Source organism: Sphingomonas sp. ATCC 31555, from assembly GCF_000282895.1.
GTDB lineage: Bacteria > Pseudomonadota > Alphaproteobacteria > Sphingomonadales > Sphingomonadaceae > Sphingomonas.
This window is the reverse complement of record NZ_ALBQ01000018.1, coordinates 31,681-56,681: the sequence shown is the minus strand read 5'-3', so window position 1 is coordinate 56,681 and position 25,001 is coordinate 31,681. Positions and strand designations below refer to the sequence as shown.

The following is a 25,001-nucleotide window of genomic DNA, read 5'->3' as shown; positions in this document are numbered from 1 at the left end:
GGCTGTTTGCACGAGCCACGCCCCCGCTAGCGCCGCAGCGTGTACAGATAGGCGGCGATGTCGCGCGCCTCCTGCGGCGTGACGCCTTGATCGGGCATGCCGTTGCCCGGCACGATGCGTTGCGGATGCCGGATCCAGCGCTGCAGGTTGGCGGGATCGTTGGGCAACACCCCGGCGACGAAACTGCGGGTCGCAATCCCGTTCAGCGCAGGGCCGGCCACCCCAGTCGCCGCGCCGATGCCCGGGATGCGGTGACAGGCGCCGCAGGCATGGCGCTCAATCGCCGCGGCTGCGGCGATGGTGCGCTCGACCAGGAAGCTGGCGACGATCAGCACCGTCAGACCTATCACGATCAGTCCCGCCCAGCCGAGCAGGCCGCGGTTCAGCCCGACGTCCGGCGGGTTGATGGCCGGCGCACCGGCGGGTCCGCGCCGCCGCAGCGCCCGCACGATGCTCCAGGCGACCGCGGCCAGCACCAGCAGGTACATTGCACCGCACACCAGCAACATCAGCCAGAACAGGCCATGGATGCTGGACGCCTGCTCGCCCGCCGGCGCAAGTGCCGATTGCAGCCCGTTCAACGGACCGGCCCCGCCCAGTTGCGGCCCTGCGGTTCGCCGGTCTGGTCGAGGTCCTGACGTCGCCGCTTTTCCGGCGACAGCCGCGGCAGGGTCCGCACATAGGCGGTGATCTGCCACAGCTGTTCGCTGGGAATGCGCGTGGCATAGCCGATCGGCGTGCCGGGGTGTTGCTCGGCGATGGTGCGATAGACCTGGTCGAGATTCCCACCCCGTACCCAGATGCGATCGCCAAGGTTCAGCGCGCCCTGCGCGGAGCCGCTGTGACAGCCGCCGCAACCATATCAGGTGAAATAGCGCCCGCCCTGCGCGACCTGGTAGACGTTGCGTTCGTACCGGGCGGCGCGCGGGTCCTGCGCGCCCGTCGGCCCGGTCTGCGGCAGGTCCGGGCCGGCGGAGCGGGATTCGGCGCTGCAGCCCGCTACCATCAATGCCATCAGCCCGGTCAGGCTTGCGCGCGCGAAATCGTTCACGCAACGACTATCGCGGATCGGCAGGCCGCGCTCTATTACAAAGGATAGTTTTTGCAGCCGGTGGGTGTGCGTTGCGCCGAAAATCTGGGAACGGCCGGCAGCCTTACCCGATCTATGCGATGGCCCTGCGGGTCGCGCGCAGATGCGCCACGAACCTGCCCGGATTCTCCATCGCGGCGAAGTGGCCGCCGCGTTCGGCCTCAGCGAAGAAGCGGAGATCGGCGAACCGCGCCTCGGCCCAGCGCCGCGACAGCCGCACCTGTTCGCCGGGGAACATGCTGATCCCCGTCGGCAGCGGCACCGGCGCGTCCGGCACCCCCTGCGCCATTTCCTGCGCCGCCTCCCAATAGAAGCGCGCCGCGCTTGGGCCAGCATTGGGCAGCCAGTACAGCATCATATCGTCGATCAGGTGGTCGAGCGCGAACAGCCGCTCCGGCGCCCCGCCGCTGTCGGACACGTCCTGGAACAGTGCATAGATCCACGCCGCCAGCCCGACGGGCGAATCCGCCAGCCCGAAGCCCACCGATTGCGGGCGCGTGCATTGCAGCTTCATATAGCCCGAATAGTCACGATCGTAGCGGGCCGCATCGGCCAGCATCTGCCGCTCCTCCGCGCTGGCAGCGGCGATTTCGTCGGGGGTCGGTCGGAACATCACGAAGTTGAGGTGGATGCCTGCCAGCCCCGGCGCGCGCATATGCGCGAGCGTCGTCGTCACCGCAGCGCCCCAGTCGCCCCCTTGCGCCATCCAGCGCGCGCCATAGCCCAGCCGCGTCATCAGCGTCGACCAGGCGGCAGCCGTGCGGCCCACACCCCAGCCGGGCTCGCGCGGCTGATCGGAAAAGCCGAAGCCGGGCAGCGAGGGGATCACCAAGTGGAATGCATCCGACGGCGTGCCGCCATGCGCTTGCGGATCGCTGAGCGGCCCAATCACGTCGCGGAATTCCAGGATCGAACCGGGCCAACCGTGCGTCAGCAGCAGCGGCGTGGCGTCCGGTTCGGGCGAGCGGATGTGGAGGAAGTGGATGCCCAGCCCGTCGATCACGGTGCGACTGCTGCCCCACCCGTTCACCATCGCCTCGGTGGCGCGCCAGTCATAGCCCTGCCGCCATCGCGCCACGAGCGCGCGGATGTCTGTGCCGCGCGGGCCCTGGCTACCGTCCGGCACGCTATCCGCCCCCGGCCAGCGCGTGTGCGCCAGCCGGGCGGCCAGATCGTCCAGCTCCTCCTGCGGGACGTGGATCGGGAAGGGCGCGATCGCGTCCTGGCTCAAAGCGTGATCTCGCCTTCGTCGCTGCCGTTCCAGTAATGCAGACGGCTGGCGTGAACGCGGATCATCACCAGGCCGGGCGTGTCGATTCCCTGTTCGAACCAGCGGTCTAGATCCTTGGTCCAGCGTTCGGCGAACTGCGCCTTATCGCGGATCAGCGCTGCCTCGCCCTCCACCGCAATGAACAGCGGTGGTCCGCCGAGCAGGCCGGCTGCGCCGGTGAAGCTGAGCCCGACGCGAGGATCGCCGGCGATGTCGGTTACCGAGCGGGCGGTGTCATAGGCGAAGAAGAAGCTGTCGCCGCGATATTCGACCTCGCCATTGTTGCTCATCGGGCGGCTGGCGATTGCCCCGCCTTCGGTGCGGGTCGACAGCATGCCGAAATCGATCTTCGCCATCTTCTTCGACAGGTCTTCCAGCGTCATCTCAGCCATCGCGTCGCTCCTTGCATAAACTGAACTATACCGTTCAGTTTTGCTGAAACAAGCGGAATGGCTATAGGTTGCAGGATGGAATCGCGTACGCCGCCAGAAACTGCTGCTGCCCGTCGCCCTCGTGGCGGCCGGCCCTCTGCCGAACGCGCGGGCGATGTCGATCGCCGCATCCTCGATGCCGCCACCGTGCTTTTCCTCCAGCTCGGCTTCGACGCCACGAGTTGCGATCAGGTCGTGGCGCGGGCGGGGGCCGGCAAGGCCAGCCTCTATGCGCGCTATGCCAATAAGGAGGCGCTGTTCGCGGCAGTGGTGCGGCGCATGGTCGAACACACGCTGGTTCCGGCCGCAGAGGTTCCATGGCACCTGCCGGTTGCGGATCGTCTGCGGGCGGTAGGGAGCAGTCTGCTGGTCCACGCACTCACGCCCGAAGCGGTGGCGCTGATGCGGGTGGTGGTGACGACGGCGCATCGCATGCCGGAGCTGGCGCGGATGGTGGACCGGATAGGGCGAGAGGGCGGCATCGCCTGCGTCGCCCGCGCGCTCGCCGGGAACAATCCCTCGCCGGCCGATGGCGCGCATGCGCGGGAAGTCGCCGAACGGTTCATCGACATGGTGTTCATCGTGCACCAGATGCGCGCGCTGATCGGCGACGCCCCGGCGCAGCTCGACGCGGCGGCATCCCGCCGGATCGACGATGCGGTCGATCTGCTGGAGCGCGCCGGCCTGCTCCGCGCTTTCGCGGCGACCTAGCTCCCACCGCCGAGCAACAGGCTTGCGCCAAGCACTGCGGCCGCGAGGGAGGCGAGGCAGGCGATCACCATCAGCAGCCCGTCGCGCACCAGCAGGGCGATGCCGAACAGCAGGATGGCCACCATCGGCGCGGTGGTAGCGAACGGAAGCAGTTCCAGCGGCGGCACTGTGCAGGCAAGCACGATCACCACCGCCGCGGCCGCCTTCACCCAGCCGCCCCGCGTGAAGCGCAGCAGTCGGCCGTGAAACCAGCGATCTAGACGCTTGGCGACCGGCCTGGCCTTGCACACGGCCTTGCAGAGCTTTTGCGAGCCCAGGCTCCGCCGCTCGATGAAGCCGGGCAGCCACAAATGGGTGCGCCCGAACAGGATCTGCGCCGCTACCAAGATCACCGTCGCGGCCATCGCCGTCGGTAGTCCGGGGATGCCGCCGATCGGGGAAATGTCGATCAGCGGGACCAGCACCAGAAACGGCGCGAAGCTGCGCGCGCCCAGGGCTTCCACCACATCGCCGATCGCGACGCGATCCTTCTCCTCCGCCAGTTTGTCGACCGCGTCGAGAAGTGCGTCTACCGTGTGTTCGTCGCTCATCGGCTGTCCAACACCGGCGTTTCTGCTCGGTTCCGCCGGGCCGCTTCCCGGTCCGGCGCCGCCTTCAGTCGGTCGCCCGGATGATCGCGCGAGTCACGTCGCCCATCAGCTGCATGCGCACCGGGATCGGCCTGCGCGTGCTCGCGATCAGCACCGCCACGGCATAGCGATGCCCGTTTGGCGCGGTCAGCAGGCCAACATCGTTATAGCCGGTGGCAAGGCTTCCCAATTCCTGGCCCGTGCCGGTCTTGTGCGCCAGCTTCCAGCCGGGGCGCAGCCCCGATTTCAGGCGCAAAGGCCCGGTCTTGCTTGCCAGCATGATCGAGAGCAGCCGGTCGGTGGAGGCAGGGCTGAGCAGCTTCTGCTGGCCGAGCAGCGAAAGACCTAGCGTGATGCCGTTGGCGCTCGCCCCGTCATAGGGATCCGCCAGATAGCGGTTGAGCGCCTTTTGCCGCGCCGCCGGGCTCAACGCCGCGCGCGCCTGCAGGAACCCCGCGCCACCGGCCCATTCCGGCCGCCAGGTCAATCCTGCGGTGCGCGCCTGCAACTCGCGCTCGCCGGGCCCGAAGCTCACGCCGCGAACGCCCTTGTCGGCGAGCATGCGGCGGATCGCGGCGGGGCCGCCCACCTTCCACAGCAGCACGTCGTTGCAGGTATTGTCGCTGCGGGTGAGCGCGCATTGCAGCAGCGCCCCCACCGTCGTGCGGTATCCATTGGCGCCGACCAGCGCCCGGATCGGTTGGTGGAAGACGGTCAGGTCCGCCCTTGTGACGGTCACCGGTGTCGTCAGCGATAGCCGCTTCGCGTCGATCGCATCGAACACCGCGATGGCGACCCACAGCTTGCTTACGCTCTGCTGCGGGAACGCACGCTCGCCGTTCCAGGCGACCATCCAGCCCCGATCGATATCGCGCACCGAAATCGCCACCTGGCCGTCAAACTCCGCGCCCAGCGCCTGCACGGCGTTGAGCAGTGCCGCCGGCGCTTCGTCCGATCTTTTGGGGCGCGGCGCGGCAGACGTGGCGAGGATCGGCGGGGCGACCGGCACCGCCCGGGGGGGCGGCGGTGGCGCCTGTACGGGGGAGAGTGGGCCGGCAGGTACGCAGCCGGTGAGCAGTGCGCCTGGCAGAAGCGACGCGACGGAACGGACAACAGTGGCGAAAAGCGGCAAACAACCCTCCTGTGCCGACCGCTTACAGCCATCGCCCCGAAAAGAGCAGCGCAGATGCCAACGGTTCGTCGCTGCGGAAGCGGCGTTCGTCGTCGTACTGGGCTGGAAAAGTGCTGGAGGCCCGAGCCGGAATCGAACCGGCGTATACGGATTTGCAGTCCGCTGCGTCACCACTCCGCCATCGGGCCATCCAAGAGGGTGAGGCGCGGCCAATGCATTGGCGGTGGGGGCAATGTCAACATCGTTTCAAAATAACGTCGCGGTCGCTTGGCGTTGGCGTTGGGCCGCGATACAAGCCCGGAGACAGCAACAAGTGTATTGCACAACTAACACGGTTGTGCGACAAGCGGAGTGATGATGACCCTCTTGGTCGACCCTGCGCCCCTCGAAGCGCCCCGTTTCGAAGCGATGCGCCACGCCATGGTGGCAAGCCAGCTGCGTACCAACGCGGTGAACGATCCTCGCGTGGTGACGGCGATGTCGCTCGTCCCCCGCGAAGTTTTCCTACCCACCGAGCATCGTGCGCTCGCCTATCGCGATACGCTGCTGCCGCTCGGCAACGGCCGCCAGCACAACGCGCCGCTGGTTATCGGACGGCTGCTGACGGAATCGGTGCTGCAGCCGACGGATCATGTGCTGGTGGTTGGTGCCGCCGGGGGCTATGCCGCCGCGTTGCTGGCGCAGCTCGTCCAGTCGGTGGTCGCGCTGGAGGAAGAGCCGGCGCTCGCGGCGATCGCGCGCGGCGGGCTTGCAGGCTCCGCCAATGTCGAGCTGGTGCAGGGGCCGCTGAACGCCGGCTGGGCGGCGCGCGCGCCCTATGACCTGATCGTGATCGACGGCGCGGTGGAGGAATTGCCGCAGACGATCATCGATCAGGTGAAGCAGGGCGGCCGCATCGCCACGGGCATCATCGATCGCGGCGTAACGCGGCTTGCCATCGGTCGGCGCAGCGAGGGCGGTTTCGGCCTAGTCGACTTCATGGATATTGAAGTCGCGACGCTGCCTGGCTTTGAAAAACCGAGAAAATTTACCTTTTAACCTTAAAGACGGGGCTCATGCGACTGAACTTTTTGCTCATTGGCGTGAGCCTCGTTTCCCTCGGGGCCCCGGCGCTCGCGCAGACCGCGCCGAGCGGTCGGCAGGACGTGCCGTCCCCTGGCGCGAAAACCGCCGCACCGACGACAACGCTGCAGGATGCGCTCGCACAAGCCTATGCGACCAATCCCGATCTGCAGGGGCAACGCGCGAACCAGCGCGCCAACGACGAGAATGTTCCGATCGCGCGTTCGCAGGGGCTGCCGGGCTTCAACGCGACCGGGAGTGCCAGCGACAGCTTGTACAATACTGCCTCCAATGCGTTCACGCCGACGCGCCAGGCGCAGGTCGGGCTCAACCTGTCGCAACCTATCTATAGCGGCGGCCGCATTCGCAATTCGGTCCACGCTGCCGAGGTGCGGGTGGATGCCGGCCGTGCCAATTTGCGCGGGACCGAGGCCGACATCTTTACCCAGACCGTCACGGCCTATCTCAACGTTATCCGCGACGAATCGGTCGTCCGGCTGAACCAGGAAAATGTCCACGTCCTCGAGGTGAACCTCCAGGCAACGCGCGACCGATTCGAGGTCGGCGACCTGACCCGCACCGACGTGGCGCAGTCCGAGGCTCGGCTGGCGCTCGCGCAGGCCCAGCTGCGCAGCGCCGAGGCACAGCTGATCGGGAGCCGCGAGACCTATATTCGGGTGGTAGGGACGCCGCCGGGGGTGCTCGCGCCGCCGCCGCCGCTGCCGAATCTGCCGGAGGACGTGCAGACCGCCGAACAGGTCGCGCTGGCCAACAATCCATTTCTCGAAGCGGCCCAGCTCGCGCGCGATGCCACGCGCTACGACACGCGTGTCGCGCAGGCCGGGCGCCTGCCGCAGGTGAGCCTGGGGGTCGGCGGCAACTACACCAATTATCTCGGCTCTATCGGCAGCGTCGGCGGTGTCTCCTCGGGCGTGCCGAATACCACGACCAACGCCACCGTCGGCGTGCAGCTGACGATGCCGCTGTTCCAGGCGGGCCGCCCCGCCGCGCAGGTGCGCCAGGCCCAGGCGCGCGAAGGCGCCGCGATCGAGCAGGTCACGCTCACCGAGCGTGGCGTGATCGCCCAGGCCCGGTCGGCTTATGCGAGCTACCAGGCGGCGCTCCGCGTGATCGAATCGTCGCGCACCGCGGTGCAGGCAAATCAGCTCAGCCTCGAAGGCGTGCGCGCCGAAAACAGCGTCGGCACGCGCACCATTCTCGATATCCTCAACGCCGAGCAGGAACTGCTGAACGCACAGGTCCAGTATGTCACTGCCGAGCGCGACGCCTATGTTGCCGGCTTCACCTTGCTCGCCGCCATGGGGCGCGCCCAGGCCAGGGACCTCAATTTCGAGGCGGGGCAGCTCTACGATCCGGCGCTGAACTATCGGCGCGTTCGCAATCGTATCAACGACTGGCGCGACGACAAGACGCCGCTGCCGGTCGCGACCAGCACCCGCAGCACGCCGCCGCAGACGCCGGAAGTGGTAGGCCAGCCGCTCGATCCCATTCTCCAGCGTCCGGTTGACAGCGACCGTCCGAATCCCTGATTGAGGGGGTTCGCACTCGAACGCCAGGATGGACGCGATGGGGACTGCCAGCAGCGAGCCGTCGATGGAGGAGATCCTCGCATCGATCAAACGGATCATCGCCGATGACGAACCCGGCGCGCTCGGGCGCGGGCGGCCGCTGCGAGCGGTGCCCGAAGCGGACCATGCGGCGGCCGAGGGTACCACCTTCGCCGATCCGCAGGACGATGTACTGGAACTGAGCGAGCCGATCACGCTGCCGCCGACCGTCACGGCAGGGCCGGACCCGCTGTTGTCCGACCGCGTGGCAGAGGCGAGCCGCGAGAAGCTCGAAGCCTTGTCGCGGCTGGTGGTGAAGCCGCAGGGGCCGGGATCGGACACGCTCGAAGGACTGGTACGCGAGATGCTCAAGCCGATGCTGCGCGAATGGCTCGATCAGAACCTGCCGCAGATCGTCGACGGCATCGTTGCGCGCGAGGTCGCCCGGATCACCGGCGGCCGCTGATCGCCGCGCGTCCGCGGCGTGATCGGGCGATTGTATCCGGCGTTACCTTCCGGCTATCGTGGCCGGCATGAAGCAGTTTCTCGTCGCGAGCGTCGCGCTCGCCGCCACCTGCGCGCCGGTCTCGGCACGCGACCTCACCATTCAGGACGTTGTCGGCCTCTCCCGCGTCGGATCGCCCGCCGTCTCTCCCGATGGGCGCTGGCTGGTCTGGCAGCAGCGCGAAACCGATCTGTCGGCCAATCGCGGGCGCTTCGATCTCTGGCGGCTTGATCTTCGCGCGAAGGGCGCCAAGCCCGAAAAGCTGGTTGCCGAAGCCGAGGTGAACGAAACCGCTCCGCAATTCTCCGCCGATGGGAAGACCGTGTGGTTCCAGTCGGACAAGGGCGGCGAAGATGCGGTGTGGGGCATCGCGGTGACGGGGGGAACGCCCGTGCAGTTCACGCACCTTCCCGGCGGCTTCAGCGGTTTCAAGGTGTCGCCGGACGGCAGCCGCCTGCTGGTCTGGGCCGATCGCAAGCCGGGAGCGCCTTCGCTGCAACCGGCGATGGTGAAGAAGGATGCGAATGCCGGCTCGGGCCGAGTCTATGATCAGCTTTTCGTTCGCCATTGGGATCAATGGGCGGACGGCAATCGCTCGCAATTGTTCGTGCTTCCCTTCGGCCCGAAGGGTGCGGGCGGCGAAGGGGTCGCCATTGTCGGCGGGCTGATCGGCGATGCGCCGTCCAAGCCCTATGGCGGCGGCGAGGAAGTCAGTTGGTCGCCAGACGGCAAGACAGTGTATTTTGCGTTGCGGGAAGCCGGCCGGATCGAGCCGCTCTCGACCAACCTAGATATCTTCGCCGCGCCTGCGGACGGCTCGGCAGCGCCGGTAAACCTCACGGCAGGAAATGCCGCGACGGACACGCTACCCACCGTCTCGCCCGACGGCAAATGGCTGGCCTGGGCGGCGATGCGGCGGCCGGGCTATGAGGCCGATCGCCAGGTGCTGATGCTGCGCAATCTGGCGACCGGGGACGTTAGCGCGTTGACGGCGAACTGGGATCGCTCGGTTGCTTCGATCGCCTGGGCGCAGGATTCGAAGACTCTCTACGTCACCGCGCAGGACGTGCAGGAGGAACCTCTGTTCGCCGTCTCGCTCCGGGGCAAGGTAGAGCGCCTGACCGAAAAGGGCACCGTCTCCGCCGTCGTGCCCACCAGAGGCGGCCTCGTCTACGCGATGAACAGCCTCACCGCACCCGATGACTTCTTCTGGCTCAACGGCAAGAAAAGCAAACAAATCACTGCGGTGAATGCGGAAAAGCTCGCTGGTATCGCCATGCCTGAGGTGACGAGGTACAGCTTCAACGGTGCCAATGGCGATACGGTGTGGGGCTATGTCGCCAAACCGGCGAACCTGGCGGCAGGCGCCAAGGCGCCGATCGCCTTCATTGTGCATGGCGGGCCGCAGGGAAGCATGGGCAACAGCTGGTCCTATCGCTGGAACCCCGCGGTGTTCGCCGGCGCGGGCTATGCCGTGGTCGCCGTCGATTTCCATGGCTCCACCGGCTACGGTCAGGCCTTCACCGATGCGATCCGCAACAACTGGGGAGGTTGGCCCCTTGAAGACCTCAAAAAGGGATTGAAGGCTGCTACCGATCGCTTTGATTTCCTTAAAGAAGACAAGGCTTGCGCACTTGGTGCGTCCTATGGCGGCTATATGATGAACTGGATCGAGAGCCAGTGGCCCGATCGGTTCCAGTGCATCGTTCAGCACGACGGCGTGTTCGATGCGCGCGCCATGGCCTACGAGACCGAGGAGCTGTGGTTCGACGAGTGGGAACATGGCGGCAAGGCCTATTACGAGGATCCCGCCGCGTTCGAGCGCTGGAACCCGGTCAACCACGTGGCCGCGTGGAAGACGCCGCAGCTGGTGATCACCGGAGAAAAGGACTTCCGCATCCCCTACACCCAGGGCCTTGCGGCCTTCACCGCGCTCCAGCGGCGCAACATCCCCTCCAAGCTTGTCGTCTTTCCGGACGAGAACCATTGGGTGCTGAAGCCGAAGAACTCCATGCAATGGTATGGCGAGGTGCTTGGCTGGATGGATCGCTGGGCGGGGAACGCTACGAAATAAGAGGCCGGGAGGGGGGCCATCTTCTCCCCCCTCCGCTTTTCACAGGGTCGTCATCCCGGGGATGTCGGGGTGGCCGCCGACATTTACCCAAGCAACCGCACCGGATCGCCTACCCGGATCAGCCCCGGCCGGGCCGGCGCCGAATACAGGCCGTAACAGGCGGCGAAGCGCTGGGCGACGGTGCGCAGGATCGTGGGGTCTTTCGCACCCGTATCCGGATCGATGGTGACGAGCACGCAGCGCTGGATAGGATCGGCGCACTGGACGATCGCGCCATCCACTTCGGGGTCGCCAAAGGCCAGGCGCAGGCCTTGCCATCGTTCGGGCAAAAGCTCGCTTTCGATCGTCACGTTGATGCGGAAGCGGCGCGGGTCGATGCGGCCGCCATGCGCGGTTTCGAGCGCGCGGTGCCCGGCACTGGTCTGCAGCGAAATCGGCATCGAGTCATAGATGCCGCGCGCCACCTGGATCAGCGACACCGGCTCGCGCGCCGCCTCCGCCAGATGGGCGGCGAGCCCGGCATCGTGCAACGAGCGCAGGCCGCCATCCGGCTGTTCTACCATGATCGCGCTGGTCTTGGGCTTGGCCGGTTCGGCGAAGCGTGCCCGGTGGAGCACCATGCCCGGCACTTCGCGCGCGGTAAGCCATGGAAATCGTGTGCCGTTCGCTGCGCGAACAAAGGCATATTGGCGATCCCCTTCGATGCCTTGCCAGTCCATTTCGGCTACCGGCAGCGCTTCGCCGGCCATGGATTTCACGGGAAAACGCGCAAGCGCGGAGACACGGCCGACGATCAGGGTCATGCCATCCCGCTAGCTGTCACCCCCTCCATGCGCAACCTTCGTGAAGTTCGCCTCTTGTTCTCATGGAACAAAGGCGATACATAAGCGGCAACACGGTTGAATGCGGTTTCCAAACCCTATAGCGACGAGGGCTCTTCAATGGCAGCATCTCTCAAGGTGATCGACGGCAACATGGCCCTTTCCACAGACAAGCAGAAGGCGCTCGACGCCGCCCTCGCGCAGATCGATCGCGCCTTTGGCAAGGGCTCGGCGATGAAGCTGGGCTCGAAGGAAACGATGCAGGTGGAGGCGATTTCCACCGGCTCGCTTGGGCTGGATATCGCGCTGGGCGTCGGCGGCCTGCCGCGCGGGCGCGTGATCGAAGTCTATGGCCCGGAAAGCTCGGGCAAGACGACGCTGGCGCTGCACGTGATCGCCGAGGCTCAAAAGAATGGCGGCGTGGCAGCCTTTGTCGACGCCGAACACGCGCTTGATCCCGTCTATGCCAAAAAGCTCGGCGTCAACATCGATGAACTGATCGTCTCGCAGCCCGATACCGGCGAACAGGCGCTGGAAATCACCGATACGCTGGTTCGTTCGAACGCGATCGACGTGCTGGTGGTCGATTCTGTCGCCGCACTTGTGCCACGGGCGGAAATCGAAGGCGAAATGGGCGACAGCCATGTGGGCCTTCAGGCGCGTTTGATGTCGCAGAGCCTGCGCAAGCTCACGGGCTCGATCAGCCGTTCGCGCTGCATGGTGATCTTCATCAACCAGCTGCGCATGAAGATCGGCGTGATGTACGGCAATCCGGAAACGACGACCGGCGGCAACGCGCTGAAGTTCTATGCCTCGGTTCGTCTCGACATCCGCCGCACCGGGCAGATCAAGGATCGCGACGAAATCGTGGGCAACTCGACGCGTGTGAAGGTCGTCAAGAACAAGGTGGCGCCGCCTTTCAAGCAGGTCGAATTCGACATCATGTACGGCGAAGGCATTTCGAAAATCGGCGAAATCCTCGATCTCGGCGTCAAGGCAGGCTTGGTCGAGAAGTCGGGTGCCTGGTTCAGCTATGACAGCATCCGCATCGGCCAGGGACGTGAGAACGCGAAGAACTTCCTGCGCGAGAATTCGGAAGTCTGCGATCGGCTCGAAGCGGCGATTCGCGGCCGTACCGAGCAGGTTGCCGAAGGGCTGATGGCGGGGCCGGAGCCCGACGACGATATCTGACCCGTCGGACATTCGGGCGGCGGACGTCCTGGCGATGTGCGGCGGCACTTTGTCCGGGGATATAGCCGCTCGTCTTGCCGATGCTCGCCGGCTGGTGCGCGCGGCATGGCCCGGTGCCGTCGAGCGAAGCCTCAAGCGCAGCGAGGGGCAGACCTTCCTGTACGCCGCGTCCGCCACGGGCGCGGCGGTGCTGCGTCTGGTCGTCGATCCGCCCAACCTGATTCTCCATTTCGCCGAAGGGGTACGATTGTCTGATCCGTTGTGCCTGCTGCAGGGGGAGGGGCGGCGGGGGCGCTATATTTGCCTCGGCAGCCCGCGGATACGCGACGATGGTGATGTTTCGGCCCTGATCCATGCGGCGGTGGCCGGTATGGAGCCTGGCGGCTAAATCACCTCGCATTGTGTCGTCGTCGCAACTGTCGCTTCTGCAAGTCGTTGAAGCTTCATTATCTGCGAGGGCTTCATGAACGATCAGACGAAAACCAACACGCGCGCCGGTGGCGAAACGCATCAGGTAACCGATGCCGATCATCCTGTGCTCACGACCAACCACGGCACGCCGATCAGCGACAATCAGAACCAGTTGAAGGCAGGCGCGCGCGGCCCCGTCCTGATCGAGGACGAAATCTTCCGCGAGAAGATGAACCATTTCGATCACGAGCGCATCCCGGAGCGCATCGTCCACGCTCGCGGTTCGGCCGCGCATGGCTATTTCGAAGTGACCGACAGCCTCGCCGACGTCACCGTCGCCGACCTGTTCCAGAAGAAGGGCCAGCGCACCGAGGTGTTCGTTCGCTTCTCCACCGTCGCAGGCGGCGCCGGATCGGTCGATACGCCTCGCGACGTGCGCGGCTTCGCGGTGAAGTTTTACACCCGCGAGGGCAATTGGGATCTTGTCGGTAACAACATTCCCGTCTTCTTCATCCAGGACGCGATCAAGTTCCCCGACCTGATCCACGCCGCCAAGATGGAGGCCGATCGCGGCTATCCCCAGGCGGCTACGGCGCACGACACCTTCTGGGACTTTATCAGCCTGATGCCCGAATCGACGCACATGATCATGTGGGCGATGTCGGACCGCACGCTGCCGCGCAGCTTCGCGACCATGGAGGGCTTCGGCGTCCACACATTTCGCTTCATCAATGCGGAAGGGAAGAGCACCTTCGTCAAGTTCCATTGGAAACCAAAGGCGGGCCTCGCCTCGACGATCTGGGACGAGACGGTGAAGATCGCCGGCGCCGATCCCGATTTCCAGCGCCGCGACCTGTTCGAGCGCATCCAGCGCGGCGACTATCCGGAGTGGGAGCTCGGCGTGCAGCTGTTCGACGAGGACTTCGCCAACGCGCAGCCCTATGACGTGCTCGACGCAACCAAGCTGATCCCCGAGGAAGTGCTGCCGGTACGGATCGTCGGGCGGATGGTGCTGGATCGGTATCCCGACAACTTCTTCGCCGAGACCGAACAGGCAGCGTTCGTGCCGAGCCACGTCGTGCCGGGCATCGGCTTCAGCAACGATCCGCTGCTCCAGGGCCGGCTGTTCAGCTATACCGATACCCAGCTGTCGCGGCTCGGCTCGGTCAATTTCCACCAGCTGCCGATCAATACCGCCAAGGGTCGCGCCTCGGCGGCGGGCTGTCCGTTCATGAACCAGCAGCGCGATGGCCATATGCAAATGGCGGTGCCCAAGGGGCGTGCCAATTACGAGCCGAACAGCCTTGCCAAAGTGGGCGAGGAAGGCGGCGCGCGCGAGGATCCGGAGAAGGGCTACAAGACCTTCCCTTCCGAGGAGGAGGGGCAGAAGCTCCGCATTCGACCCGAGAGCTTCGCCGATCACTACAGCCAGGCGAGGCTGTTCTTCCGCTCGATGGATCCGGCCGAGCAGGCGCATATCGCCTCGGCGCTGGTGTTCGAACTGTCCAAGGTCAGCCTGGAGCATATTCGCGTGCAGATGATGGCGAACCTCCGCAACGTCGACGAGACGCTCGCCCAGCGGGTCGCCGACGGGCTGGCGATGGATCTGCCCGAAGCATCAAAGACCGCAACGCCGGTGCTCGATATGGAGCCGTCACCCGCGCTCCGCATCATCCGCGGTCCGCGCGAACTCCACACGCTGGAGGGCAAGACCGTCGGCATCCTCATTGCCGATGGCACCGACGCGGACAAGCTCGCAGCGCTCAAGGATGCGATCAAAGCGGCCGGCGGCAACGTGCTGACGATCGCGCCCAAGGTCGGCAACGTGCCGCTGTCGGACGGATCGAAGGTGGCCGCCGATGCGCAGTTGTTCGGCCAGCCTTCAGTGACGGTGGATGCCTGCGCGGTGATCCTTTCCGACGAGGCGGCCGTCAAGCTCGTCAAGGAAGGCGCGGCGGTGCAGTGGGTGATGGATGCGTTCGGACATTTGAAGGCGATCGGCGCCAACGCCGCCGCCCAGCCGCTGCTCGACAAGGCCGGCGTCGAGCCCGACGAGGGCGTCACTGATCTAGACGGCTTTGTTGAGGCAGCCAAGCGCCGCTACTGGGATCGCGAACCCAAGGTACGCACGCTCGCCTGAACGCGCGGCTGCTCCGATCGGCTTGCGCGGCGCCCCGCCGCCGCGCTAGCTGCGACACCGTGCAGAAGCGGCGAGGATCGCCGTACCGATCGGAGTGGCCCGCATGACCGTCATCGTCCATCATCTGGAAAATTCCCGTTCGCAGCGCGTGCTGTGGCTGCTTGAGGAACTGGGCCTTGCGTATGACGTCAAGCGCTACGAGCGCAACAAGGCGACGATGCTGGCCCCGCCGGAGCTCAAGCGCGTCCACCCCCTCGGCAAGTCGCCAGTGATCGAGGACGGCGGCACCGTCGTCGCCGAAACAGGCGCGATCCTCGAGTATCTAGTCGACAAGGCAGGAGGTCGGCTCGGCGCACCCGCTCAGCGCGAGGATGCGCTACGCTACCGCCACTTTCTTCATTATGCCGAAGGCTCGCTGATGCCGCCGCTGCTGGTGATGCTCGTGCTCGCGCGCGTGCCGCTGTTCGGCAAGATGGGGCTGAAGAAGTTCCGGCCGATGGCCGAGGTTCATTTCGACTATGTCGAGGGGCAGCTCGCCAGCCGCCCCTGGTTCGCCGGCGACAGCTTCACCGCCGCCGACGTCATGATGAGCTTCCCCATAGAAGCGGCAGTCGGGCGTGCCGGCATCCTGGAAGGGCGCCCGCACATCGCCGCCTGGCTGGAGAAGATCCACGCCCGCCCGGCCTACCAGAAGGCGCTCGCTGCGGGCGGACCCTATGCCTATGCCTGAGGCACGCGGGGGCTGGCGTCAGCCCCCCGCATAATCCTCGAACCGCTCGGCATCGTGCGGCCCTGCAGCGGGAAACGGCCGCACCTCGGGCTCCGCTTCATCGGGCGTGTCTAGCTTGCCTTCCCACCGCGCTACTACGACGCTCGCCACGGCGTTGCCGATCACGTTGGTGGCGGTACGGCCCATATCGAGGAAGTGGTCGACGGCCAGGATCAGCAGGATCCCTGCCTCGGGAATGTTGAAATGCGCCAGCGTACCGGTGATTACCACCAGGCTGGCGCGAGGCACGCCGGCAATCCCCTTGCTGGTGATCATCAGGATCAGCAGCATCTGGATCATCGTGCCCCAATCGAGCGCGATGCCATAGGCCTGGGCGATGAAGATCGACGCGAACGTCATGTACATCATCGAACCGTCGAGGTTGAACGAATAGCCGAGCGGCAGCACGAAGCTGGCGATGCGCGGCGGTACGCCGAAGCGGTCCAGCGCATCGAGCGTCCGCGGATAGGCAGCCTCGGACGAAGCGGTCGAGAAGCCCAGCAGGATCGGATCGCGCAGGTAGCGGAAGAGCAGGCCGGTGCGTGTACCGATCACGAGGAAACAGGCGCCGAGCAGCACCGCCCATAGGGCGGCGAGCCCGAGATAGAAGCTGCCCATGAAGAAGGCGAGATCGCCCACCACGCCCAGTCCCTTGGTCGCAAGCGTACGCGCAACCGCGCAGAACACCGCAACCGGCGCGAACAGCATCACATAGCCGGTGACCGTCAGCATCACCGAGACGAGCGCTTCCAGCCCGCGCAGCAGCGGCTTGGCCTTTTCGCCCACCGCCGCCATGCCGACGCCGAAGAACAGCGAGAAGATCACCAGCTGGAGGATGTCGTTGCTCGCCATCGCCTCGATCGCGCTGGTCGGCACGATGTGGGTGAAGAACTTCGCGGCGTCGAAGGACGAGCGATCGACTCCGCTCGACGCATTGGCCGGCGGCAGCGGCAGGTTCAGCCCGGTACCCGGATGAAGCAGGTTCACCAGCAGCAGCCCGAGCGTCAGCGAGATCAAGCTTGCGCACACGAACCAGAAAAAGGCCTTCAGGCCCACACGCCCGATAGCGCCACCGCTGCCCATATGGGCGATGCCGACGACGAGCGTGGAGACCACCAGCGGCGCGATGATCATCTTGATCAGATGCAGGAACATCTGGGTGGGAATGTCGAGGCCATAGGCGATCGACTCCAGCGTAGCCTTGCCCGCGGGGGTTCCGCCATAGCCGAGGTTCAGCCCCCAGCCGATCAGCCCGCCCAGCAGCAGCGCCGCCAGGATGAACCAGGTTAGTCTCTTGCCCACTATCGCTCCCTGCAGAATCGTCGCGCGAGGGAAGGGGATTGCGCGGCCCGGGTCAAGCCCGATGGCAGCTTCGGGCCTTGCCGAGGGGCGTCGCTTCGGCCTAGTCCGACCGACGAACGGGCAATGAGGGTGCAAGATGAGGGCTTTGCGGACGACACGACGGAGCCTGCTCGGCACCATGGCGGCGCTGCCGGCGCTCACGCTGCCCGCGGTGGTGCGCGCCGCGGAGCCCGACCTGGCCGGGCTGCGAGACCTAACCGCCGATGCTCGCCCGATCGGCCCCGATGAGCGTCGCGCGCGGCTCGCCAAGGCGCAGGCGCTGATGAAGGCCGCCGGAGTCGGCGCGGTTCTGATCGAGCCGGGGGCGAGCCTCGTCTATTTCACCGGCATCCAATGGGGCCGCAGCGAGCGGCTCACCGCCGCAATCCTGCCCGTGGAAGGCGAAGCCTGCATCGTTACACCGTTTTTCGAAGAGCCGCGCACCCGCGAGACTCTGGCCATTCCGGCAGAGGTGCGGGTTTGGCAGGAGGATGAAGATCCTCTAACAACGGTGGCCGGATTCCTCGCCGACCGGAAGCTAACCAACCTGCCCGTGGCGATTGAGGAGACCGTGCGCTATTTCGCGGTCGATGGATTGCAGAAGAACGGGCTGCGGGTAACGTCCGCCAATCCGATCGTGCGTGGATGCCGGACGATCAAGAGCCCGGCCGAAATTGCGCTGATGCAGCTTGCAACGGATATCACCATTGCCGCTTATCGCTTTGTCCATGCGCGCGTGGAGAAGGGTATGCGCCAGCGCGACGTCTCCGCGTTGATGGACGCGGCGACTCGCAAGCTTGGCGGCGATCCCGAATTCAGCATGGTGCTGGTTGGCGAAGGGGCCGCCTATCCGCACGGCACCAAGACGCCATCGCCGGTCAGCGACGGGGCGATCGTTCTGATGGATTGCGGCTGCAACGTGCTGGGATATCAGTCGGACGTATCGCGCACCTTTGTGCATGGTGCAGCAACCGTCAAGCAGCGCACGGTCTGGGAACAGGTAGCCCGTGGCCAGCAAGTGGCCTTCGCCGCGGCCACGCTCGGTGCGTCGGCGGGAAGCGTCGATGATGCGGTTCGCCGCTATTATGCGTCGATCGGCTATGGCCCGGACTACAAGCTGCCGGGCCTTTCGCACCGCACCGGCCACGGCATCGGGCTAGACGGACACGAGCCGGTCAACCTCGTTCGCGGCGAGCGCACTGCCTTGGCGCCGGGAATGTGCTTCTCGAACGAGCCGGGAATCTATATTCCGGGCAGCTTCGGCGTACGGCTGGAAGATTGCTTCCACATGACCGAGGCCGGGCCAAAATGGTTCAGCGAACCGCCCCGTTCAATTGATGCGCCGATGGGGTGACGCGCAAGAACGAACAGCCTGATCGATCTGTTTCGCTTGAGCGAAGCGCTCGTCGCCCCTAAGTCGGCGAGTTATGACGTCGACCAATGATATCCGCCGCTCGTTTCTCGACTATTTCGAGGGCCAGGGCCATGCCCGCGTTCCCAGCGCGCCGCTGGTGCCGCACAACGATCCCACGCTGATGTTCGTGAATGCGGGCATGGTGCCGTTCAAGAACGTGTTCACCGGCCTGGAATCGCGCCCCTACAGCACCGCTGCCAGCAGCCAGAAGTGCGTGCGCGCGGGCGGCAAGCATAACGATCTCGACAATGTCGGCTATACCGCCCGGCACCATACCTTCTTCGAAATGCTCGGCAATTTCTCGTTTGGCGACTATTTCAAGGAGCAGGCGATCACCCATGCCTGGACGCTCCTCACCAGGGAATGGGGCATCCCGGCCGAGAAGCTGACCGTCACGGTGTACCACACCGACGATCAGGCGTTCGACCTGTGGAAGAAGATCGCCGGCCTGCCCGACCACAGGATCATCCGCATCCCGACCAAGGACAATTTCTGGGCGATGGGCTCGGACGGTCCCTGCGGCCCCTGCTCGGAAATCTTCTACGATCATGGCGAGCACATCTATGGCGGCCCTCCGGGTTCGCCCGAGGAAGATGGCGACCGCTTTGTCGAGATCTGGAATCTCGTCTTCATGCAGTTCGTGCAGGAAAATGACGAGATCGTCGGCGACCTGCCGCGGCCAAGCATCGACACCGGCATGGGGCTGGAGCGCATCGCCGCCGTGCTCCAGGGCGTGCACAACAATTACGACATCGACACCTTCAAGGCGCTGATCGACCAGTCGGCGGCGCTGACCGGTACCTCGGCCACGGGCGAGCAGGTCGCCAGCCACCGCGTGATCGCCGATCACCTGCGCTCGTCGGGCTTCCTCGTTGCGGACGGCGTGCTGCCGGCGAACGAGGGCCGCGGCTATGTGCTCCGCCGCATCATGCGCCGCGCGATGCGCCATGCGCACCTGCTCGGCGCCAAGGATCCGCTGATGCACCGGCTGGTGCCGTCGCTGGTCGCCGAGATGGGCGCCGCCTATCCCGAGCTGGTCCGCGCGCAGCCGCTGATCGAGGCGACGCTGCTGCAGGAGGAAACCCGTTTCCGCCAGACGCTCGCCAATGGCCTGCGTCTGCTCGACGAGGCAACGGTGGGGCTGAAGGCCGGCGACACGCTGCCGGGTGCGACCGCGTTCAAGCTCTACGACACGTTCGGCTTCCCCTATGACCTGACCGAGGACGCACTGCGCGTGCATGAGATCGGCGTCGACCGGGCCGGCTTCGATGCGGCGATGGCCGAGCAGAAGCGTGCCGCGCGTGCCGCCTGGAAGGGTTCGGGCGAGAAGGCCTCGGAAGAGCTGTGGTATGACCTCGCCGACGAGCTCGGCGGCACCGAATTCACCGGCTATGTGAGCACCGAAGGCGAAGGCCAGGTGGTGGTGCTGGTGAAGGACGGCGCGCGGGTGGAGAAGGCGGTTGCCGGCGACACGGTGACCATCCTCACCAATCAGACGCCATTCTACGGCGAAAGCGGCGGCCAGATGGGCGATGTCGGCGTGATCGGCAACGATAAGCTGCGCGCACTCGTCGACGATACCTCCAAGCCGCTCGGCCGACTGCATGCGCACCATGCCAAGATCGAAAGCGGCGAAGTCGCGGTGGGCGATGCCGTCCACCTTTCGGTCGATGTCGAACATCGCGACCAAGTTCGCGCCAACCACTCGGCGACCCACCTGCTGCACGCGGCGCTGCGCAAGCGGCTCGGCACCCATGTCAGCCAGAAGGGCAGCCTGGTGGCGCCCGAGCGACTGCGCTTTGACTTCTCGCACCCCTCGGCGCTGACCCCAGAGCAGATCGCCCAGATCGAAGCTGATGTGAACGCGCAGATCCGCCACAACGGCACGGTCGAGACGCGGCTGATGACCCCGGACGACGCAATCGCGGCCGGCGCGATGGCGCTGTTTGGTGAGAAGTACGGCGACGAGGTCCGCGTGCTTTCGATGGGGCTGGGGGAGGATGCGTCCTATTCGGTCGAGCTGTGCGGCGGCACTCACGTCAATGCGACGGGCGACATCGCCATCTTCAAGATCGTGTCGGAAAGCGCCGTCTCTTCGGGCGTCCGCCGCATCGAGGCGCTGACCGGCGAGGGCGCCCGGCTGTGGCTCACCGCCCGCGACGAGCGGCTGCGCGAAGCCGCGGCCGCGCTCAAGACCTCGCCTGACGACGTCCCCGCGCGCGTCGCTGCGCTGGTGGAGGAACGCCGCAAGCTTGAGCGTGAGCTGGCCGAAGCCAAGAAGGCGCTCGCGCTCGGCGGCGGGGCCGGGGCCGCGCCGGCGGGTCCCGAGCAGGTGGGCGGCATCAACTTCGTCGGCCAAGTACTCGACGGACTGGAACCCAAGGCGTTGCGCGGCGCGGTCGACGAAGCCAAGGCACGGATCGGCAGCGGCGTCGTTGCGCTGGTCGCGGTGAACGAAGGCCGTGCATCGGTCGCGGTAGGCGTAACCGATGGGATCGGCGTTAGCGCCGTGGAACTGGTAAAGGTGGCGGTCGCAGTGCTCGGCGGCCAGGGCGGTGGTGGTCGCCCAGACATGGCGCAGGGTGGCGGACCCGACGGAACCAAGGGCCCGGATGCGCTCGCGGCGGTGAAGGCCGCGCTGGCGGAAGCGCCCGTCACCGCCTGATCCTGGGTGATCAGCGCCCGGGGGCGTAGCCGTCCTCGGGCAACACCCAGATTGCCGTTTGGCCCATTTCCGGCCGCAGCAAGCCATCGATCGTCACGCTGACGGCGATTTCCTCGCCGGCAGCGCTATCGCGATAGCAGCGCTCATGGCCTGCCAATGGCTGAAGTGCCTCCAGCAATTTGGCGCGCGTACTTGTCTGCAGCACCGGCGTCAGTGGCGCACCGTTGCTCGTCAGCTTGCCCGCGTTGAAGTCTGCCGGACGGATGCGGCTGCAAACTGCGCCGTCGCGGATCTGGCCGAAGGTGGAATATTCCAGCACGATCAGCGGGTCGCGATTGACGACGCCGGTCACCAGCGCATCGAAATTGCCATCGCCTCGCAGTGTGTAGCGCACGATCGTGCTGCAGGTCCGACTGGTGCGGTCCGGATCGATGCAGCGGATGCGGCCAGCGCGAGCAGGGGCCAGCGGGTCAGATACAGTATCGGTCTGGATCGGGAGGAGCAGGGCAAGGGCGAGGGAAACTAGCATCGGGTTCAAGCCTCGGTTGGTTCGGCGCTCGGGTTCAGTCTCGAGCGGTTGAGCCGCGGCTCGCGCTGCAGGCCGGCGGCTTCCTTGATGGAGCGGCGCATCTCGTCGCGCTTTTCGTGAATCGATGCAATCACCGGCCCCACGCCGATGCCTAGGTCGACGAGCAGCGCTTCAGAGAGCTGCAGCGAGCTTTCCAGCGCTTCCGGAATGGCCTCATCCGCTCCCGCCTTGTACAGCTCGGCAGCATGAACGGCATCACGCGCACGCGCGATGATCGGTAATTTGGGCACCCATCCGCGCACCCGCTTAGTCAGCCGAACGGTAAGCACGGGATCGTCCATCGTCAGCACGAGCGCTCGAGCGCGGCCGAGTTGCAACTGGTCGACCAGCTCGCTGCGCGTGACGTCGCCGAACAGCACATGGAAGCCGGCGCGACGAGCGCGAACGACGGTATCGATGTCGGCATCCACTGCCACATAGGGCATGCCGTGCCGCTGCAGCATCTCCGCGACAGTCCGCCCGACCCGGCCGAAGCCGATCACCACCGTGCCGCCTTCGACTGCAGCAAGATCGTCTTTCGCGATCTCGGACCCATTCCGGCCCTCGATCTTCCGTGCCGCGGTGCGGCCGGCTTTGGCGAGCAGCGGGGTAGCGGTGAGGCCAATTGCAGTAACGGCTGACCAGAAGGCTGCGGTGGCAGGCGCGATAAGTCCCGCTGCCCCAGCCACACCCAATACGATCAGCGTCGTTTCGGAGGGGCTGGCCATAAGCACGCCGGTTTCGGCTGCCGTACCCATGCGTGCACCGGACCAGCGCAGCAGCACCGTCGTAACCGCTACCTTCACCGCCATCACCAACAGGGTGGCGCCGAGCAGCGCGGGTCCGTTGGCAAGCATGAAACCGAAATCGAGTTGCATGCCTACGGTGAGCAGGAACACACCAAGGGCCAGGCCCTTGAAGGGCGCCGTGATGGCTTCGACTTCGCCGTGATATTCGGTCTCGGCGATGAGGAGCCCTGCAATCAGCGCACCCACGATCGGTGAAAGTCCCGCTGCCGTTGTTGCCAGGCTGGCGACAATCACCACCAGCAGACTGGCGGCGAGGAAAAGTTCGGGGCTCTTGGTACGCGCCGCCTGGGCGAACATGCGCGGCAATACGAACCGCCCGCCAAGGAAAAGAACAGCGACGGTCGCCATGCCGATGCCCATGGTGGTCAGCAGCTGATTGAGACCGGCATCATCCGCTGCAGGTGCCAGGGCGCCGAGACCGAAGATGATCGGCACCAGCGCCAGGTCTTCGAACAGAAGCATCGCGAACGCGGCTCGGCCGACCGGACTGGTAGTTCCGGCGATCGGCAGCACGAGTGCCGTGGACGAAAGTGCTAGCGCCAGTCCGAGACCAATCGCGCCTCCAGTGCTGAGGCCCGTAAGATAGAGGAGCGTCGCGAGGATCAGGCCCGAGCCCAATAGCTCTGCCGCACCGGTACCGAACACAAGCGACCGCATTGCCCAGAGGCGACGGAAGGAGAGTTCAAGTCCGATGGAGAACAATAGCAGGATGATGCCAAATTCGGCGAACGGCTCGATCGCATGCGAGTCGGAGATGGTCAGATAATAAAGCCAGGGTGCCCGATCGACGAGATTACCCAGTCCAAAAGGACCGACCAGCGCGCCGACGAGGATGAACCCGATCACCGGGCTGATCCGGAAGCGCGCAAAGGCAGGAATTACCAGCCCGGCAGCACCGAGGATGACCAGCGTGTCGCTGAAACCGTGATTGGACAAACTCAGCATTGGGTGCTCGCCGATCGGAAAGCGTGCGCAATACGAGGGCTGAAGAAACAGAAAGGCCGATGGCCGGTGGCGGGTCTAGCTCGCTCGGTCATGTTGAAAGGGCAGCATGCGGGGTTCTCGAATGCAAGCAGAAAAGCCCGCCAGTGGCGGGCTTTTCCGTTCGGCGATCAAGATGGGTTGGGCTTACTGCCAGCCGCCCATCGCCGTTTCGAGGTTGACGCGGATCGCCTCGAAGAACTGCTCGGTGGTCATCCAGGCCTGGTCCGGGCCGATCAGCAGCGCGAGATCCTTTGTCATCTTGCCGCTTTCGACGGTCTCGATGCAGACGCGCTCCAGCGTCTCGGCGAAGCGGGTCACCTCGGGGGTGCCGTCGAACTTGCCGCGATACTTGAGGCCGCCGGTCCAGGCGAAGATCGAGGCGATCGGGTTGGTCGAGGTCGCCTTGCCCTGCTGGTGCTGGCGATAGTGGCGGGTGACGGTGCCGTGCGCCGCTTCCGCCTCGATCGTCTTGCCGTCCGGAGTCATCAGCACCGACGTCATCAGGCCCAGCGAGCCAAAGCCCTGCGCGACCTGGTCCGACTGGACGTCGCCGTCATAGTTCTTGCAGGCCCAGACGAATTCGCCATGCCACTTGAGGGCCGAGGCGACCATGTCGTCGATCAGGCGGTGCTCGTAAACGATGCCGGCGCCCTGGAACTGGTCCTTGAACTCGGTCTCGAATACTTCGGCGAAGATGTCCTTGAAGCGGCCGTCATAAGCCTTGAGGATAGTGTTCTTGGTCGACAGGTACAGCGGCCAACCGCGGCCCAGCGCATAGTTCATCGAAGCGCGCGCGAAATCGCGGATCGACTCGTCGAGATTGTACATGCCCATCGCGACGCCGGCCTGCGGGAAGTCGAACACCTCGTGCTCGATCGTCTCGCCATTCTCGCCTTCCCACTTCATGGTCAGCTTGCCCTTGCCGGGCACCTTGAAGTCGGTCGCCTTGTACTGGTCACCAAAGGCGTGACGGCCGACGACGATCGGCTTGGTCCAGCCCGGGATCAGGCGCGGCACGTTCGAGATCACGATCGGCTCGCGGAAGATCACGCCGCCCAGGATGTTGCGGATCGTGCCGTTGGGCGACTTCCACATCTTCTTGAGGTTGAATTCCTCGACGCGCTGCTCGTCCGGGGTGATCGTCGCGCACTTCACGCCGACGCCGTACTGCTTGATCGCATTGGCGGAGTCGATGGTGATCTGGTCGTTGGTCTCGTCGCGCTTCTGCACGGAGAGGTCATAATACTTCAGATCGATGTCGAGATACGGAAGGATCAGGCGCTCGCGGATCCATTCCCAGATGATCCGCGTCATTTCGTCGCCGTCGATCTCCACGACGGGCGTTGCAACCTTGATCTTCGCCATAAGCTCGCTTTCCTGAGACAGGTGGTTTTCCGGGAGCGTCTAGGGGCAAGG

At 65.6% G+C, this 25,001-nt stretch carries 22 protein-coding genes and 1 tRNA gene; 11 read left to right on the top strand and 12 right to left on the bottom strand.

The genetic code is table 11. The annotated features are described in order from the left end of the window. Positions 1-26: 26 nt before the first annotated feature. The 4 genes from B215_RS20625 to B215_RS0109505 form a co-directional block, all read right to left on the bottom strand. Positions 27-581 carry a c-type cytochrome gene (locus tag B215_RS20625; RefSeq protein WP_019369420.1) on the bottom strand — a complete coding sequence of 185 codons (555 nt, stop codon included), beginning with the start codon at positions 579-581 and terminating at the stop codon, positions 27-29. Positions 582-862: 281 nt separating this feature from the next. After that, the gene (locus B215_RS0109515; RefSeq protein WP_019369419.1) at positions 863-1,051 is read right to left on the bottom strand and encodes a hypothetical protein; all 189 of its coding nucleotides are present in this window, start codon (positions 1,049-1,051) and stop codon (positions 863-865) included. A gap of 112 nt (positions 1,052-1,163) precedes the next feature. After that, the gene (locus tag B215_RS0109510) at positions 1,164-2,321 is read right to left on the bottom strand and encodes an epoxide hydrolase family protein (RefSeq protein ID WP_019369418.1); all 1,158 of its coding nucleotides are present in this window, start codon (positions 2,319-2,321) and stop codon (positions 1,164-1,166) included. Next, on the bottom strand, positions 2,318-2,752 hold the full coding sequence (locus tag B215_RS0109505) for a pyridoxamine 5'-phosphate oxidase family protein (protein WP_019369417.1): 435 nt from the start codon (positions 2,750-2,752) through the stop codon (positions 2,318-2,320). Before B215_RS0109505 ends, B215_RS0109510 begins: the two co-directional genes overlap by 4 nt. 75 nt (positions 2,753-2,827) lie before the next feature. Between B215_RS0109505 and B215_RS0109500 the strand changes: the two genes are divergently transcribed. After that, entirely contained in the window at positions 2,828-3,502 is a 675-nt protein-coding gene (locus B215_RS0109500) for a TetR/AcrR family transcriptional regulator (protein ID WP_019369416.1), read from the top strand. Here B215_RS0109500 and B215_RS0109495 read toward each other — a convergent pair. The 3 genes from B215_RS0109495 to B215_RS0109485 form a co-directional block, all read right to left on the bottom strand. Then, entirely contained in the window at positions 3,499-4,092 is a 594-nt protein-coding gene (locus B215_RS0109495) for an exopolysaccharide biosynthesis protein (protein WP_019369415.1), read from the bottom strand. The genes B215_RS0109500 and B215_RS0109495 overlap by 4 nt on opposite strands. Positions 4,093-4,156: 64 nt before the next feature. Beyond that, a complete protein-coding gene (locus tag B215_RS19925) occupies positions 4,157-5,140 on the bottom strand; it encodes a serine hydrolase (RefSeq protein WP_019369414.1) in 984 nt (327 codons plus the stop codon). Positions 5,141-5,377: 237 nt separating this feature from the next. Further along, a tRNA-Cys gene (locus B215_RS0109485) sits at positions 5,378-5,451 on the bottom strand. A 166-nt stretch (positions 5,452-5,617) separates the two neighbouring features. Here B215_RS0109485 and B215_RS0109480 point away from each other — a divergent pair. The 4 genes from B215_RS0109480 (at position 5,618) to B215_RS0109465 (ending at position 10,472) form a co-directional block, all read left to right on the top strand. After that, entirely contained in the window at positions 5,618-6,301 is a 684-nt protein-coding gene (locus tag B215_RS0109480; RefSeq protein WP_019369413.1) for a protein-L-isoaspartate O-methyltransferase family protein, read from the top strand. A 17-nt stretch (positions 6,302-6,318) separates the two neighbouring features. Continuing rightward, positions 6,319-7,875, top strand: coding sequence for a TolC family outer membrane protein (locus B215_RS0109475; RefSeq protein ID WP_019369412.1), 1,557 nt, complete (start codon positions 6,319-6,321; stop codon positions 7,873-7,875). Between the two features lie 37 nt (positions 7,876-7,912). Next, positions 7,913-8,359: a DUF2497 domain-containing protein gene (locus B215_RS0109470; protein WP_026009128.1), complete on the top strand. Its 447-nt coding sequence runs from the start codon at positions 7,913-7,915 to the stop codon at positions 8,357-8,359. Between the two features lie 67 nt (positions 8,360-8,426). Beyond that, positions 8,427-10,472 (top strand): S9 family peptidase, encoded by a 2,046-nt coding sequence (locus B215_RS0109465; protein WP_019369410.1) that lies wholly within the window; start codon positions 8,427-8,429, stop codon positions 10,470-10,472. A gap of 83 nt (positions 10,473-10,555) precedes the next feature. Here B215_RS0109465 and B215_RS0109460 read toward each other — a convergent pair whose 3' ends face one another. Continuing rightward, a complete protein-coding gene (locus B215_RS0109460) occupies positions 10,556-11,275 on the bottom strand; it encodes an MOSC domain-containing protein (protein WP_019369409.1) in 720 nt (239 codons plus the stop codon). A 138-nt stretch (positions 11,276-11,413) separates the two neighbouring features. Here B215_RS0109460 and recA point away from each other — a divergent pair, with 138 nt between their 5' ends. The 4 genes from recA to B215_RS0109440 all read left to right on the top strand — a co-directional run bounded on the left by recA (position 11,414) and on the right by B215_RS0109440 (position 15,765). Next, the gene (recA, locus tag B215_RS0109455) at positions 11,414-12,484 is read left to right on the top strand and encodes a recombinase RecA (protein WP_019369408.1); all 1,071 of its coding nucleotides are present in this window, start codon (positions 11,414-11,416) and stop codon (positions 12,482-12,484) included. Positions 12,485-12,533: 49 nt separating this feature from the next. Further along, positions 12,534-12,872 carry a hypothetical protein gene (locus B215_RS0109450; protein WP_236704442.1) on the top strand — a complete coding sequence of 113 codons (339 nt, stop codon included), beginning with the start codon at positions 12,534-12,536 and terminating at the stop codon, positions 12,870-12,872. A gap of 75 nt (positions 12,873-12,947) precedes the next feature. Next, positions 12,948-15,035 (top strand): catalase, encoded by a 2,088-nt coding sequence (locus B215_RS0109445; RefSeq protein ID WP_019369406.1) that lies wholly within the window; start codon positions 12,948-12,950, stop codon positions 15,033-15,035. 103 nt (positions 15,036-15,138) lie between these two features. Next, entirely contained in the window at positions 15,139-15,765 is a 627-nt protein-coding gene (locus tag B215_RS0109440; protein ID WP_019369405.1) for a glutathione S-transferase family protein, read from the top strand. Positions 15,766-15,783: 18 nt separating this feature from the next. Here B215_RS0109440 and B215_RS0109435 read toward each other — a convergent pair whose 3' ends face one another. Continuing rightward, positions 15,784-17,106 carry a dicarboxylate/amino acid:cation symporter gene (locus B215_RS0109435; protein WP_019369404.1) on the bottom strand — a complete coding sequence of 441 codons (1,323 nt, stop codon included), beginning with the start codon at positions 17,104-17,106 and terminating at the stop codon, positions 15,784-15,786. A gap of 136 nt (positions 17,107-17,242) precedes the next feature. Here B215_RS0109435 and B215_RS0109430 point away from each other — a divergent pair, with 136 nt between their 5' ends. Together B215_RS0109430 and alaS are read left to right on the top strand one after the other, a co-directional pair. Beyond that, entirely contained in the window at positions 17,243-18,499 is a 1,257-nt protein-coding gene (locus B215_RS0109430) for a M24 family metallopeptidase (protein WP_037513521.1), read from the top strand. Between the two features lie 73 nt (positions 18,500-18,572). Further along, positions 18,573-21,224, top strand: coding sequence for an alanine--tRNA ligase (alaS, locus tag B215_RS0109425; protein ID WP_019369402.1), 2,652 nt, complete (start codon positions 18,573-18,575; stop codon positions 21,222-21,224). Between the two features lie 10 nt (positions 21,225-21,234). On the opposite strand, the gene B215_RS0109420 is transcribed toward alaS, so the two are convergent. The 3 genes from B215_RS0109420 to B215_RS0109410 all read right to left on the bottom strand — a co-directional run bounded on the left by B215_RS0109420 (position 21,235) and on the right by B215_RS0109410 (position 24,950). Then, complete coding sequence (locus tag B215_RS0109420; RefSeq protein ID WP_019369401.1) at positions 21,235-21,753, bottom strand: hypothetical protein; 519 nt, start codon at positions 21,751-21,753, stop codon at positions 21,235-21,237. A 5-nt stretch (positions 21,754-21,758) separates the two neighbouring features. Then, positions 21,759-23,546 carry a cation:proton antiporter domain-containing protein gene (locus tag B215_RS0109415; protein ID WP_019369400.1) on the bottom strand — a complete coding sequence of 596 codons (1,788 nt, stop codon included), beginning with the start codon at positions 23,544-23,546 and terminating at the stop codon, positions 21,759-21,761. A 183-nt stretch (positions 23,547-23,729) separates the two neighbouring features. Further along, positions 23,730-24,950: an NADP-dependent isocitrate dehydrogenase gene (locus B215_RS0109410; protein ID WP_019369399.1), complete on the bottom strand. Its 1,221-nt coding sequence runs from the start codon at positions 24,948-24,950 to the stop codon at positions 23,730-23,732. Positions 24,951-25,001 lie beyond the last annotated feature (51 nt).

Bases quoted from the DNA above. Each gene is read 5' to 3' on its own strand.
- B215_RS0109465 (WP_019369410.1), top strand. From the start codon at position 8,427: ATGAAGCAGTTTCTCGTCGCGAGCGTCGCGCTCGCCGCCACCTGCGCG.
- B215_RS0109480 (WP_019369413.1), top strand. From the start codon at position 5,618: ATGATGACCCTCTTGGTCGACCCTGCGCCCCTCGAAGCGCCCCGTTTC.
- B215_RS0109505 (WP_019369417.1), bottom strand. From the start codon at position 2,752: ATGGCTGAGATGACGCTGGAAGACCTGTCGAAGAAGATGGCGAAGATC.
- B215_RS0109445 (WP_019369406.1), top strand. From the start codon at position 12,948: ATGAACGATCAGACGAAAACCAACACGCGCGCCGGTGGCGAAACGCAT.
- B215_RS0109460 (WP_019369409.1), bottom strand. From the start codon at position 11,275: ATGACCCTGATCGTCGGCCGTGTCTCCGCGCTTGCGCGTTTTCCCGTG.
- alaS (WP_019369402.1), top strand. From the start codon at position 18,573: ATGACGTCGACCAATGATATCCGCCGCTCGTTTCTCGACTATTTCGAG.
- B215_RS0109440 (WP_019369405.1), top strand. From the start codon at position 15,139: ATGACCGTCATCGTCCATCATCTGGAAAATTCCCGTTCGCAGCGCGTG.
- B215_RS0109410 (WP_019369399.1), bottom strand. From the start codon at position 24,950: ATGGCGAAGATCAAGGTTGCAACGCCCGTCGTGGAGATCGACGGCGAC.
- B215_RS0109495 (WP_019369415.1), bottom strand. From the start codon at position 4,092: ATGAGCGACGAACACACGGTAGACGCACTTCTCGACGCGGTCGACAAA.
- B215_RS0109470 (WP_026009128.1), top strand. From the start codon at position 7,913: ATGGGGACTGCCAGCAGCGAGCCGTCGATGGAGGAGATCCTCGCATCG.
- B215_RS0109430 (WP_037513521.1), top strand. From the start codon at position 17,243: ATGAGGGCTTTGCGGACGACACGACGGAGCCTGCTCGGCACCATGGCG.
- B215_RS0109420 (WP_019369401.1), bottom strand. From the start codon at position 21,753: ATGCTAGTTTCCCTCGCCCTTGCCCTGCTCCTCCCGATCCAGACCGAT.
- B215_RS0109500 (WP_019369416.1), top strand. From the start codon at position 2,828: ATGGAATCGCGTACGCCGCCAGAAACTGCTGCTGCCCGTCGCCCTCGT.
- B215_RS0109415 (WP_019369400.1), bottom strand. From the start codon at position 23,546: ATGCTGAGTTTGTCCAATCACGGTTTCAGCGACACGCTGGTCATCCTC.
- B215_RS0109475 (WP_019369412.1), top strand. From the start codon at position 6,319: ATGCGACTGAACTTTTTGCTCATTGGCGTGAGCCTCGTTTCCCTCGGG.
- recA (WP_019369408.1), top strand. From the start codon at position 11,414: ATGGCAGCATCTCTCAAGGTGATCGACGGCAACATGGCCCTTTCCACA.